The sequence below is a fragment of the Paenibacillus sp. FJAT-27812 genome (assembly GCF_001273905.1).
In the GTDB taxonomy this organism is placed as follows: Bacteria; Bacillota; Bacilli; order Paenibacillales; family Paenibacillaceae; genus Pristimantibacillus.
Window position 1 is genome coordinate 994,997 of sequence record NZ_LIGH01000001.1, and the last position, 11,887, is coordinate 1,006,883.

Annotated in this window: 12 protein-coding genes, 6 tRNA genes and 2 pseudogenes; 5 read left to right on the forward strand and 15 right to left on the reverse strand. The window is 43.1% G+C overall.

The window, feature by feature from the left end; translation table 11 throughout:
* Positions 1 to 27: 27 nt before the first annotated feature.
* From ADU23_RS04255 to ADU23_RS04275, 5 genes are all read right to left on the reverse strand, one after another.
* Positions 28 to 675, reverse strand: coding sequence for an ABC transporter permease (locus ADU23_RS04255; RefSeq protein ID WP_053372614.1), 648 nt, complete (start codon positions 673 to 675; stop codon positions 28 to 30).
* A gap of 51 nt (positions 676 to 726) precedes the next feature.
* Entirely contained in the window at positions 727 to 1,482 is a 756-nt protein-coding gene (locus ADU23_RS04260; protein WP_053372615.1) for an ABC transporter ATP-binding protein, read from the reverse strand.
* A gap of 624 nt (positions 1,483 to 2,106) precedes the next feature.
* Positions 2,107 to 2,691, reverse strand: a complete 585-nt coding sequence (locus ADU23_RS04265; protein ID WP_053372616.1) for a GNAT family N-acetyltransferase — start codon at positions 2,689 to 2,691, stop codon at positions 2,107 to 2,109.
* A 37-nt stretch (positions 2,692 to 2,728) separates the two neighbouring features.
* Positions 2,729 to 3,190, reverse strand: coding sequence for a GNAT family N-acetyltransferase (locus ADU23_RS04270; RefSeq protein ID WP_053377459.1), 462 nt, complete (start codon positions 3,188 to 3,190; stop codon positions 2,729 to 2,731).
* A gap of 251 nt (positions 3,191 to 3,441) precedes the next feature.
* Positions 3,442 to 3,783: a winged helix-turn-helix transcriptional regulator gene (locus ADU23_RS04275; protein WP_053372617.1), complete on the reverse strand. Its 342-nt coding sequence runs from the start codon at positions 3,781 to 3,783 to the stop codon at positions 3,442 to 3,444.
* Positions 3,784 to 3,887: 104 nt separating this feature from the next.
* Between ADU23_RS04275 and ADU23_RS04280 the strand changes: the two are divergent.
* Positions 3,888 to 4,244 (forward strand): annotated as a pseudogene (locus tag ADU23_RS04280) (arginase family protein); the annotation flags it as partial.
* Between the two features lie 83 nt (positions 4,245 to 4,327).
* Here the strand turns inward: ADU23_RS04280 and ADU23_RS04285 are convergent.
* On the reverse strand, positions 4,328 to 5,182 hold the full coding sequence (locus ADU23_RS04285; RefSeq protein WP_053372618.1) for an AraC family transcriptional regulator: 855 nt from the start codon (positions 5,180 to 5,182) through the stop codon (positions 4,328 to 4,330).
* A 110-nt stretch (positions 5,183 to 5,292) separates the two neighbouring features.
* Here ADU23_RS04285 and ADU23_RS04290 point away from each other — a divergent pair, with 110 nt between their 5' ends.
* Positions 5,293 to 6,459, forward strand: coding sequence for an epoxide hydrolase family protein (locus tag ADU23_RS04290; protein ID WP_053372619.1), 1,167 nt, complete (start codon positions 5,293 to 5,295; stop codon positions 6,457 to 6,459).
* 130 nt (positions 6,460 to 6,589) lie between these two features.
* On the opposite strand, the gene ADU23_RS04295 is transcribed toward ADU23_RS04290, so the two are convergent.
* Positions 6,590 to 7,402, reverse strand: a complete 813-nt coding sequence (locus ADU23_RS04295) for a M13-type metalloendopeptidase (protein ID WP_442950644.1) — start codon at positions 7,400 to 7,402, stop codon at positions 6,590 to 6,592.
* Positions 7,394 to 7,739 (reverse strand): annotated as a pseudogene (locus tag ADU23_RS34180) (hypothetical protein); the annotation flags it as partial. The gene ADU23_RS04295 and the pseudogene ADU23_RS34180, both read right to left, overlap by 9 nt.
* Before the next feature lie 176 nt (positions 7,740 to 7,915).
* Between ADU23_RS34180 and ADU23_RS04305 the strand changes: the two are divergent.
* The 3 genes from ADU23_RS04305 to ADU23_RS31940 all read left to right on the forward strand — a co-directional run bounded on the left by ADU23_RS04305 (position 7,916) and on the right by ADU23_RS31940 (position 10,111).
* Positions 7,916 to 8,674, forward strand: a complete 759-nt coding sequence (locus tag ADU23_RS04305) for a MerR family transcriptional regulator (RefSeq protein ID WP_053372622.1) — start codon at positions 7,916 to 7,918, stop codon at positions 8,672 to 8,674.
* Between the two features lie 177 nt (positions 8,675 to 8,851).
* On the forward strand, positions 8,852 to 9,280 hold the full coding sequence (locus ADU23_RS31935) for a copper amine oxidase N-terminal domain-containing protein (RefSeq protein WP_053372623.1): 429 nt from the start codon (positions 8,852 to 8,854) through the stop codon (positions 9,278 to 9,280).
* Between the two features lie 33 nt (positions 9,281 to 9,313).
* Positions 9,314 to 10,111 carry a TraB/GumN family protein gene (locus ADU23_RS31940; RefSeq protein WP_082310995.1) on the forward strand — a complete coding sequence of 266 codons (798 nt, stop codon included), beginning with the start codon at positions 9,314 to 9,316 and terminating at the stop codon, positions 10,109 to 10,111.
* Positions 10,112 to 10,338: 227 nt separating this feature from the next.
* Here ADU23_RS31940 and ADU23_RS04320 read toward each other — a convergent pair whose 3' ends face one another.
* The 7 genes from ADU23_RS04320 to ADU23_RS04350 all read right to left on the reverse strand — a co-directional run bounded on the left by ADU23_RS04320 (position 10,339) and on the right by ADU23_RS04350 (position 11,615).
* Positions 10,339 to 10,722, reverse strand: a complete 384-nt coding sequence (locus ADU23_RS04320) for a RidA family protein (RefSeq protein WP_053372625.1) — start codon at positions 10,720 to 10,722, stop codon at positions 10,339 to 10,341.
* 361 nt (positions 10,723 to 11,083) lie between these two features.
* Positions 11,084 to 11,165: transfer RNA gene (locus tag ADU23_RS04325), tRNA-Leu, on the reverse strand.
* Between the two features lie 13 nt (positions 11,166 to 11,178).
* Positions 11,179 to 11,255, reverse strand: a tRNA-Arg gene (locus tag ADU23_RS04330).
* A 17-nt stretch (positions 11,256 to 11,272) separates the two neighbouring features.
* Positions 11,273 to 11,346 (reverse strand) — tRNA-Cys (locus ADU23_RS04335).
* Between the two features lie 7 nt (positions 11,347 to 11,353).
* Positions 11,354 to 11,428 (reverse strand) — tRNA-Gly (locus tag ADU23_RS04340).
* A 7-nt stretch (positions 11,429 to 11,435) separates the two neighbouring features.
* Positions 11,436 to 11,510, reverse strand: a tRNA-Gln gene (locus tag ADU23_RS04345).
* A gap of 29 nt (positions 11,511 to 11,539) precedes the next feature.
* Positions 11,540 to 11,615 (reverse strand) — tRNA-His (locus ADU23_RS04350).
* Positions 11,616 to 11,887: the final 272 nt, after the last annotated feature.

The window sequence follows — 11,887 nt, forward strand, 5'->3', positions numbered from 1 at the left end:
CATATATAATGAATACTCCTCTTACGCTCATGTTTTTTGATGTCTTAAACCTTTCGGTGTTAATACACGATTCAAACCAAGTAATAATAAATTAACAATAATAACTAATATCGATACCGGTATAGCCCCTAGCAAAATGATTGACGTGTTAATCATCGATATGCCCCGCGTAATAATGTCTCCGAGTCCGCCAGCTGCAATATAAGTGGCAATGGTGGCCATGCTGATAGTTTGAACTGTAACAACTCTTACGCCAGCCATAATCATGCTCCTGGCAATAGGCAACTGCACCAACCTCAATATTTGCAACCGCGTCATGCCCATTCCCGTCCCTGCTTCAATCAAAGCAGGATTAACACCACTTATGCCAACGTAAGTATTTTGCAAGACTGGGAAAAGCGCATATAGTGTAAGAGCAAAGATTGCGGGTTTAACTCCAATGCCGAGCAGTGGGATCATGAATCCAAATAACGCTAAACTTGGGATCGTCTGAATAACAGACACCACTGTAATCATAATATTGGCTAGCCGTTTATGTGTAGAAACATAAATGCCTGCGGGTACCGCTATCGCACAAGCTATGAGGACTGAAATGAACGACAATTGAAAATGCTCGCTTGTTTTTTGCAAAACCTCTTGCCAATTTGTTCGGAGGATCTCCCAGAATTCAATCATGCAGTTATTTCCTTTCTCAAATTGGTTGAATATACAACCCCACAACAAAGGTTAAAGGTTGTATGCAAGCGGAAACCTTTCCGCACCTAGAAAATCACGAACGAAATTGTTTATGGGTGATTGCAATAGCGCATTAGGTGAACCTTGTTGAACAATTGTACCTTCATTAAGCAAAACGACTTGATCAGCGATCTTCAATGCTTCTTCAATATCATGGGTGACGAATACAATTGTTTTTCGTACCTGTTTATTTAAATGAATGAGTTCTTTTTGCAATTGAACACGGCTAATAGGGTCGAGCGCACTGAACGGCTCATCCATCAACACAATCGAAGGATTGGCAGCCAGGGCACGAGCAACGCCGATTCGCTGCTGCTGTCCGCCACTAAGCTCATGGGGATACCGTTTAAGGAACTTAGCCGGGTCTAGGCCGATTAAATCCAGTAGTTCCGAGGCCCTTGCAATTAAATGCTGTTTTTTCTCACCTTTTAGTCTGGGCACAATGGAGATGTTCTGCTCAATTGTCATATGAGGAAACAAGCCGATCTGCTGAATGACATACCCAATGTTTCGCCTTAACTCCACGGGATCGAGACTATTGATAACTTTTCCCTCCAGCAGGATTTGCCCGGATTCAGGTTCAATCAACCGATTGATCATTTTAAGCAGTGTCGTCTTCCCGCAACCTGAGGGTCCTATTATCGTAATGATTTTTTCTTTTGGAATGACCAGATCAAAGTTTTTCAATACGTTGCTGGAGCCATAGCTCTTACTGACTCCTATAAATTCTACTGCGTTCCCACTCATTCCATCATCCTCCATAAAAATAAATTATGTAAAAATAATTAAATTAATAAAATAAAAGGTCTTATTTCTCCCTTTATCAGGAAAAATAAGACCTCCATTTGTATGATCAGTCTAATATGTGATTAAATAAATATCTAAATACAATGATTTAAATTTGCAAGTTTATAATTACTATGCAAAACTTGTAATAAGCTATTGATGTAATATTATTAGCATTAATCAGTAATGTCAATGGTAATTTAAAGTATTCTTATAGGAATTATCAAATTATCGATATCCACGTTGTAGAACCAGCTATTTTGCTTAAGTTTTACTTTCATAGGCGTTTAATCAAATCCCAGATTCACGAGCCTCTCTTCATCAACTACACCGAAATGAGATTTTAATGAAGACTGTAAACAATAATTTTTTTAATAATGAACCTTAATGGAGCTAATTGAATTCTGCACAAGCCATGAATGATTGCAATAACGCCTAAAAACAAAAAAAATGACCAGCTCAAGGCACTTTGCCTTCTCCGATCATTTTCAAAAGATTTATCAATGAGTCTCAATAGGATATAGTAATTTCTTTTTGCCCAAAATTATAGCTGGGATAAGCTTGAGCATGTGTCCATGATCATCGTCAAAGCTCTTTCCCTCTCACCTTTGCAAATATCATCGTATCCCGCAGCGAGCCGTCAATTGCGCATTTTTCAGAACGAAGAATGCCTTCTAACGTAAAACCTAATCGCTCAGCTACTCGCGCGCTTCGTTGATTTCGTGAGTCGCAGCGTATTTCAACGCGATTGGCGTTTAGATCGTGGACAGCGAAATTCGTTATCGCTTCAGCTGCTTCCGTAATATAACCGTTGCCGCTAAATGCTGAACGGCCCCAGTAGCCGATCTCGAACTTCCGTGATTCCCAATCGATTCGATGAAGACCGCTGCTGCCGATGAGCTGACCTGTCTCCTTCAAGAAGAGCAATAGCATCAAATCAGTGCGCTCCAAATACCTTAAGCGTGCGCGCCTAACGACGATTTCCGATTCCTCAACTGTGGGAATGCTTTGAGCCCATGGCATCCATGGCTTAAGCTCGTTACTGCTTTCAATGACCGCCTCATTTAGCTGAATTCCGTCTCCCCATTTCGGTGCACGAATGAGCAGTCGATCGCTTTCAATACTTTCGGGAATGGATAGCAATAATGGATTGGAATTCAATTCGCTCATAAAGGCATGCCTCCTAAATCTAGTTTACTGGTATCATCTATAAGTTTTTATAATAATACACCGTGTCATGAAGCTCCCCATCTGCAGATTTTGCATAACGGGGAATTCGCCCTGCCTCTATATAATCCATAGCTCGGTATAATCGATTTGAGGGATCGCCAGCCCGGGTATCCAAGACGAGCAAACTGCGATTTTGCTCTCTTGCCCTTTCTTCAGCCGCAGCCATCAGGATGTGTCCCAACCCTTTACGGCGGGCATTCGGATGAACCATGAGCTTCGCAATTTCAGCACGGTGGCTGCCATTAGGGCGCGAGCAGAGATGCAATTGAACAGAACCAACCATTTCTCCATTCCGCTCTGCGATCCATAATATAACATCTTCATGGATGACATGTGACCAATACGAAATCGCTTCTGACATACTTAATGGAGGTAAAAAACCGATGGAGGCTCCTTCTTCGACTACCTCAACGAGCAAATCTGCTAAATGGACCCTCATATTGTCCGATATTTCCGTCAGCTCACGAACGATAAATTCTGATGACACCCTTCATTCCTTCTTTCTTATGCAAAAAGATCTCGAACCTTAAAAATATCTATTTCTCTTTTCATCCAAATGAATATCTAGCGCCTGAATAGCGCGAATCAAAAACTTAATTAATAAGTATAAGCAATAGATGTAGCTTACATAAAATCCCTTTGGATAGCAACCTAGCAAAACAGCTTCATAACGGAGTCAAAAAAATGGATTTAATTATTCTGGTTCTTTACTCCCCACTCACATAACCCTTCCAAAACGGGCAATAAGGTTTCCGCTTTCTCTGTGAGCCTGTATTCGACTTTAGGGGGAACTTGAGGGTATTCTGTCCGTTTTACCATTCCATCTGCTTCCAATTCTTTAAGTTGTGAGCTCAACATTTTATAAGTGATAACTCCGATCTGTCTTTTCAGATCATTAAAGCGAACCGGTCCGTTTTCAGATAGGAGGTAAATAACAATCATTTTCCACTTCCCTCCAATAACCGATAATGTATAACCAAAAGGCGTATCTTGAATATTTTTAACCTTACCTTTAAATTCAGCCATACTCATGTTTACACTATCCTTTCTGAAAGTACCCGCCTATAATGTGCGTACTGTTTTTTTGTATGTTTACATTTTATACTGGCGTTACTTTAAATAAAGGAGAGAAAAAGGTGACTAAACAAACAATACGCTTGCTGATGCCGCAATGGCAAGGGGGAAACAACCCTAACTACTCTTTTGAAGCCGACCTGCTTGCTTGGCTAACCCCTGACAATGATCAGCCCCTTATTCATGTCCCCGTTCAAGCTTATGACGGAATTCCCGCTTGAAAACGAGAACGGTACGTATGGTCGAAAACAGCTGCTTGAGCAATTAGAGGCTGCTCATCATATCATTTATGCTCATAAGCCGATCGCAATGTCATGTTTGGTGGCGACTGCTTAGACGAACAAGCTCCATTTGCCTATTTAAACGAACGATACAGCGGGGAATTAGGGTTGGTTTGGATCGATGCACACAAAATATTGAACCCGCGCCTCGCGCGCGGGTCAATGGAGACGGTAAAGGAAATATGGATAACGGTGGCGGTATGGATATAGGCACCCTTTTGTTATTGAGCACCGGCGAACTTACGAGAGGTAGTCCGATACGTCGTCGGTGACATCCCTTTTCTAGCCGTAAACTGTTTGATAAAGTAGGTATCATACTCAAATCCAGTAGCGCGCGCGATTTCATTAAGGCTCATATCTGTATGTACCAAAAGGTCACTCGCAACCTTTAAGCGATGTGAAAGCAAATAACCAATCGCTGTATTCCCGCACCTTTCCTGAAACCTCTTATTTAGAGTCACGCGGTTCAAATGAGCACACTTCGTCAGATCCTCCAATGAAATCTTTGTCGGATAATTCGTGTGGATATAGTCTAACGCTACATCGACAGGTGAGTGTTCGCTATTTCGATTCAATTCCTCCAACAACCCCAAAATTTGAATGAGGTACTTTTTTATTCGGCACACCCAGAGTGCATCACTTTGCGCCTGCACTTCCATGCCAAGTACGAAAAACCATTCAAACAATAGCGGGTATGCCTTTTCCGTTACACGAGGCACTCCTGCATACAGATTATGACTTTGAAAAAGAGAAAGTCCTGTTTGTATTCTAGGCGCTGCAGGTAAATAATCCTTCGTTTCGGAAAGCGTAATGGTGTTAAGAAATTCAGGATGAAAACGAAAGGATTGCGCTGATACATTAATCTTTTCAACCACTTGCAAATGAGCGTCTTCTGCCAAGCAAAGGACACCAGGAGCACTAATAGATATTGGACGTTGGTTCAGTACCCCCTTTATACTTCCAGATGTTATAAAAATCAGCGTAAACCGTTCTGGATACGGAAGAATGCCAAAATCCTCCACGGCTACAAATTCTATGTTCACGGTACGTTCTTTGTATCTGTCTACTTGTGGCATAGTGATCACCTATCCAATAGTATAGTTGGTTGCTTCACTTATGCCAGTGTAACATACAAGTTCAGCAGATATAATCATGTTGAAGATGAACAAAAAGGGAGGAAATCATGATGGCTGCTGAACGGTTTCATATCCATGTCTCCGATGAAGTCCTTGACGATCTACAATACAGGCTTCATCACATCCGTTGGCCCGATCAATTAGAAAACGCAGGCTGGGAGAGAGGAACAGACTTAAGTTATTTAAAATCACTCGTTTCATATTGGAGAGATCATTACGACTGGCGCGCGCAAGAATCCAAGTTGAATCGTTTTTCCCAGTATCGTTGCCATATTGATGGGATACATGTGCACTTCGTACACGAACGCGGCAAAGGACCTGACCCTCTGCCCATTATCTTTACCCATGGATGGCCCGACAGTTACCTTCGTTATCAAAAAATGATTCCTCTTCTTACGGATCCTGCTAGTTACGGAGGAAATCCTGAGGACTCTTTTGATGTCATTGTTCCATCCTTACCTGGTTTCGGATTTTCTAGTCGCCCTAATCGGCCTGGCGTCAACATTTTTTTTGTCTCCCAGATGTGGAGTAAACTGATGACAAAAGAATTAGGCTACAAAAAATTTGCCGCAGCAGGCGGAGATATTGGCTCCGGTGTTACAAGATATCTGGCATCCAATTATCCCGAGCTTTTATTTGGTATCCATCTAACTGATGTTGGCATTGTAAGGAGTCTCATGGCTTCACTGGATAAGCCGGAAGTTTCTGAAGAAGAGCTGATATATAAGAAAAACGCTTCCGAATGGATCTTGCAAGAAGGAGGCTATATGTCCATTCAATCGACAAAGCCTCAGACTCTTGCTTATGGACTTTCCGATTCGCCGGTAGGTTTGGCAGCTTGGATAATCGAGAAATTTCGCGCATGGAGCGATTGTCAGGGTGACCTCAACCAGAAATACAGCAAGGATGAGTTGTTGACTCATATTATGATCTATTGGGTGACTAACACCATAGGATCATCAACTCGCATGTACTATGAAAATTCGCATTCCTTGCCACCACTAGGTCGCATAGAAGTTCCGACAGGGATGGCCATATTTCCCGAGGATATATTGCTGCCTCCTAAATCCTGGGCTGTGCGCAATCTGAATGTAACTCGTTGGACCACAATGCCTTCCGGCGGGCATTTTACTGCTATGGAAGAACCGGAACTGCTGGCCAATGACATACGTGAATTCTACAGACCTATTAGAAAGAAAAATAATCATTCTGAATAGGTCATCTAAACACATTTTTGCTCTTATCAACAAAAGAGAGCCATAGCAAAAATTCTCCTATTGAATGGAGTGGACGAGACAACATTCAATGGAAGGATTTTGGTATGGCTCACTATCGGATTAACGTATTTTACCAAAGCTTGATTCTGTCCTCTGGGGCAATGTACATCGCATCGCCTTCTTTGACTTTAAATGTGGAGTAGAAATCATCGGTGTTGGCAACCACGACATTTACCCTGAATTTTACTGGCGGGTTAGGATCGATGACTAGAAGGATTTGTTCAATCTCAGGACGAGCCTTCTGTCTCCAAACGGTTGCCCATGATTGATAGAACTCTTGAAGATTTGCATCCGGCAATAGTTTTGTCGCTTCAAGAGCAACCATCAGCCCGCCAATGTCTGCAATATTTTCTGGTACTGTCCTTTGTCCATTGACTTTTTGGCCCAGATACTCAACTTTGTTGTATTGGTCAACAACGGCCTTTGCTTTGGCTTCGAATTTCTTGTAGTCTTCTTCTGTCCACCAATTGATCCTATTTCCAACCTCATCATATTTTGATCCGTTTGTATCAAAGGCGTGAGAGATTTCGTGCCCAATAATCCCGTCTATGGCTCCATAATTCTGGCTTGCGCTTTGATTTTTATCATAAAATGGCGCCCGAAGACCTGCAGCAGGAAGCGTAACCGTGTTTTTCAGCGGTTCATAGAATGCGCCCGCAGAATTTGCAGACATTCTCCACTCATCCCGATCAACGGGTTGATCAATTTTAGCAAAGTTGTTTTTAGTGATTATCGTTTGTATGAATCGATTGTTCTCATATAACGACTTATTTTCATCCACCTTTAACATCGAATACATGTCATCCAGCTTGTCGGGATAGCCAATATGTACTTTCATGGCATCCAGTTTTTTAATCGCTTCTGTCTTCGTTTTCTCAGACATCCAGTCATTTTTAAGCAGCTTATTTCTGTAAATTCCAATCATGTTTTCAACCATGCCAGTAACATCTTGCTTGGCTTCTGCTCCAAGATATGTCTTGCCATAGTAGTTTCCAGCAACATCTTTGAAAGCAGCATTTACGATATTATAAACCATGTCTTCGATTGGCGGCATTTTTTGACCCTATTGTTCTGCCCAATTGAGTTGATTTTTCTACATACTCATCGGACAGCATAGCGGCGGAGTTTAATACAAAGGTCGCGTACGTCCAGCTTTTTATTTTTTCCCAATTTTTTTCGTTCATAAACTTATCCAGATTTTCAAAATAGTCTAATTTCATGACGGAAACCTTCTCGGTTTTTTTGCCGGTAACATCTACCAACAATTTTTTTCAAGGTCAATATTTTTGCTATAGGCACTTAGCTTCTTCACTGTTTGATATGAGAAGAATAATAAGATTAAAAATATGCTTGCGCATAACGTTACGTCGTGCGCTATACTGATGCTGGAAAGGGGTTGAGAACGATAAGCAAGACGTATTATACCATTGGTTCACTCGCCAAACTGACCTCAACGACGGTGCGTACACTTGACTTTTATGATCACAAGGGTCTGCTCAAGCCAAGCGGCTACAATGAACAGGGTCACCGAACTTATACCGACGAGGATTTGTTCCGTCTCCAACAAATATTGGCCTTAAAATATTTAGACCTCTCCTTGGATGAAATCGGCAAGTATTTGGAGCAGGGCGGCAAGGATTATAGAACCTCTCTGGACATGCAATACGAGCTGCTGCTGCAGAAGCAGCAGCATATCCAGCGCGTTATGGCTACGATTGAACGGGTAAGAGCGATTGTTAAGGATAACGATACGATTGATCCCCAGCTCATCATGCTGATGATTAATGCCATTCAGCAGGAAGGAGAGATGAAGCAGTGGCTCTTCGATCGGCTGCCGGATGAATTCGTAGAATCTATATTTGTCAGTGGAGCAAGCTTGGAACATGAGATCATGATTGTGTTTAATGATCTGCTCGTCATGTCCAAGCAAGGGCTGCAACCGGAACATCCGCTTGTACAGGAGCGTGGACTTAGCCTGAAGCTGATACTCGATCGGTTGCTGGCGCAACCGCTAGAGGAGCTTGGGATGAGCGAAACGGGAAAAATTTTGATGGAAATGGAGTTTCCAAGTAACTTTCAGCCGGACTTTATTAACTACTTGCTTGAAGTGTTTGGTCATCTGATCATTGGTTCAAAGGGAGGAGAAGGCGAATGATCAGAATTAATGTGAACACCCCTACAATCCGCTCGAGCAGTTGAGCCAGGGCGCTGGCGTTGACCCGACTAATCGCTCAATAAGCTTAATCCTAAAGACGTCCTGAATAGTCATTTAAAATCTCTAACTATCCAGACCGCTTATTATTATCCCCACTAGAAGGAGTTGTATATACAGATGAAAAAACTTAGCGCTTCAATACTTTCCCTAGTCTTGCTTACATCGACATTCTCTTCCATTCAAGCAGCAGATAATTCCTTGTCCGTACGGCTAAATGGCGAGCAAATCCAGTTTGGCAAGTCCGCGCCGATCGTAGAAAAAGGAGTTACGCTCGTCCCGATCCGCTCTCTTCTGAATAATATGGGAATAAAAGTGAAATGGGATGTAGTAACCCGTACTATCAGCGGTACCAAAGAAGGCCTCTCCTTTTCCCTGCAAATTGGCAGCACGAAGGCAACTGCAAATGGAAAAGCAGTTCAGCTGGATGTAGCGCCTAAACAAACCGGAAATGTAACATATGTCCCGATCCGTTTTGTCGCTGAAGCTGCAGGCTATCAGGTTGCCTGGAACCCGTCGCTGCATAGGGTCACCCTTACCTCAAAGTAGCAATCCGAAGGAGGCCGCGGTTTTCTATGGAAAATAGAAAATAAGGGCAACACGGTGTATTTGCTTGGTACAATACATCTAGCCGATGGAAGCATGTATCCGCTGCGTCCGGAGATTGAGAATGCGTTCAAAGCTGCTGACTACTTGGGCGTAGAGGTCGACCTCATGAAGGGACCTTCTGAGGAATCAAAGAAACTGATAGCGGATTTGAGTGTTTATAAAGACGGAACAAAACTGCAGGATCATATCTCCGCAGAAACATATAAAAAAGTTACAGCATTCTTGAAAGCACAGGGACTTCCGGAAAATAGCTTCGATAACTTTAAGACGTGGTTCGTCGAGAAACAAATACTATATATTAAAAGTTCACAAGGCGAGCAAAAACAGGATATGGGTATTGACAGGTACCTGATGGAAAAAGCCTATAAAGCTAAAAAGCCGGTTATTTCGCTGGAAAATATGGAGCTCCAGTTCCAGGCGATGGACAACTTCTCTGACTCGCTGAATGAAAGGTTACTGCTTCAAAATCTGGAGCCAGGTTCTCCGAACCCGCCTACCCCAGATGTATCGGTAGATTTTTTGGCTAAAATGTGGAGTGAGGGCGATTATGACGCCTTGGCTGAAGCGTCCAAATTTATTGGCTTTGATGCTGAATGGGTGAAAGCCCAGATGGTTGACCGCAATGTACCTATGGTCGAGAAGATTAAAGGCTATTTGAACAGTGGTAAAAAAGAAACGTATTTTATTGGAGTTGGATCGCTGCATACGCTGGGTGACGTGGGTATGGTTACATTGCTGGAGAAGGAAGGCTTTAAGCTGGAAAAACAGTAGCACTTATATACTCATTGTTCATGACACGACAGGGCTAACCGTTAGGTTGGCCCTGTTCTTTATTTGGCTAAGAGATTTTTTGTCACTATGTAGCACGGTATATGGGACTTCCGCCTTCCTTATCGTCTTGCGCTATACTGGTGCAAGAATGGGGCTGCTTTATGCCAATGGCGGTCGCGCCTATCCAAGACCCGACCGCTCTTGTTGCGCTAACCACGGTAACCGAGTTAGTCCGCGTGTGCGACGGCGCTAATTTCAATCAATTGCTCAGGGAACGCAAGATATGTCACGCCGATGAGACTGCCGGCAGGCCGGTGTTGTCCTACGTATTCCTTGAACAGCCGGATGACCGGCTCGGAATGTTTTTGAGCGTTTGTCAAATAGATCTCCACATAAGCGAGGTTCGACCTCGTGACATTAAATCCCGCCAGCACGCGATCAAGATTTCCCAGCGTTTGCCGGGTCTGTGCCTCGATATCGCCTTCGCCAACGAACGTGCCCTCTGTGTCGTGGGAAAATTGTCCTGAAATGTAGATAGTTCCGTTTACGGAGTATCCCTGGGTAATTCCGTGATCCCAAAGATCGTGATTGTAGGTTTTTACTTTAGTCATTCCTTTCTCTCCTTTACTTAAAGTAAGGTTAGTATAGAATGAAAACATATAAAAAAACAGTACGCACTTTATTGATAGGTACTACCAGAAAGGATAGTGTAAATATGAGTATGGCTGAATCGAATCCCCTCTTTTGTTAATAAGATCATAAAGCTGTGTAAGCTTGCTGCTGGAAAACGGTGGAGTGATAATAAAAGTTCAAGCGTGGCTAGGCCATAGTTGTTACTCAACTACAGCTCATGTTTATTGTCATCTGGAGTATAGTTCAAAGGTTTCTTCAGCTAATACTATAAATGAAATTTTAGATCTAAATAAAAAAAGCCCATTAGATACTTTATCTAATGAGCGTTACTTATGAATTTGGTGCCGATGAGAGGACTCGAACCTCCACGGTTTCCCTCACGATTTTGAGTCGCGCGCGTCTGCCATTCCGCCACATCGGCAATTCAATAAAGATGGCGTGCCCTAAGAGATTCGAACTCCTGGCCTTTTGATTCGTAGTCAAACGCTCTATCCAGCTGAGCTAAGGGCACATGTTTTGAAAATAAGTTGGAGGCGCCACCTAGACTCGAACTAGGGGTAGAGCTTTTGCAGAGCTCTGCCTTACCACTTGGCTATGGCGCCAACTTAATGGAGCGGAAGACGGGAATCGAACCCGCGACCCTCGCCTTGGCAAGGCGATGCTCTACCGCTGAGCCACTTCCGCATATCAATGGCTGGGGATTCAGGGATCGAACCTGAGAATGACGGAGTCAAAGTCCGTTGCCTTACCGCTTGGCTAATCCCCAACAATAGCTATTATTTTTTTTTGTAAAAATGGGGCGATCGAGGGGAATTGAACCCCCGAATGTCGGATCCACAAACCGATGCGTTAACCACTTCGCCACGACCGCCATAATTAAATTCAGGTGCTTTGCCTACATGAGCGATGGCTCATAGACAAAAAATAAAACCCACATTTGTGGGTCAATTGCTAATGCTTGCATTAGCAAGTTGCGCCCTGAAAACTGGATACGAAAGATTAGGTTTGCTGAAAACCTCTTTAACTGTGTCTGCTGGATGTATGGGTCGCAGCAAACGGTTTTAGGATAAGCCCTCGACCGATTAGTATTCGTCAGCTACACACATTGCTGTGCTTCCACCCCGAACCTATCAACCTCGTCGT

Bases quoted from the DNA above. Each gene is read 5' to 3' on its own strand.
- ADU23_RS31935 (WP_053372623.1), top strand. From the start codon at position 8,852: ATGAAAAAACTTAGCGCTTCAATACTTTCCCTAGTCTTGCTTACATCG.
- ADU23_RS04260 (WP_053372615.1), bottom strand. From the start codon at position 1,482: ATGAGTGGGAACGCAGTAGAATTTATAGGAGTCAGTAAGAGCTATGGC.
- ADU23_RS04255 (WP_053372614.1), bottom strand. From the start codon at position 675: ATGATTGAATTCTGGGAGATCCTCCGAACAAATTGGCAAGAGGTTTTG.
- ADU23_RS04295 (WP_442950644.1), bottom strand. From the start codon at position 7,402: ATGTCTGAGAAAACGAAGACAGAAGCGATTAAAAAACTGGATGCCATG.
- ADU23_RS04275 (WP_053372617.1), bottom strand. From the start codon at position 3,783: ATGAGTATGGCTGAATTTAAAGGTAAGGTTAAAAATATTCAAGATACG.
- ADU23_RS04285 (WP_053372618.1), bottom strand. From the start codon at position 5,182: ATGCCACAAGTAGACAGATACAAAGAACGTACCGTGAACATAGAATTT.
- ADU23_RS04265 (WP_053372616.1), bottom strand. From the start codon at position 2,691: ATGAGCGAATTGAATTCCAATCCATTATTGCTATCCATTCCCGAAAGT.
- ADU23_RS04290 (WP_053372619.1), top strand. From the start codon at position 5,293: ATGGCTGCTGAACGGTTTCATATCCATGTCTCCGATGAAGTCCTTGAC.
- ADU23_RS04270 (WP_053377459.1), bottom strand. From the start codon at position 3,190: ATGAGGGTCCATTTAGCAGATTTGCTCGTTGAGGTAGTCGAAGAAGGA.
- ADU23_RS04320 (WP_053372625.1), bottom strand. From the start codon at position 10,722: ATGACTAAAGTAAAAACCTACAATCACGATCTTTGGGATCACGGAATT.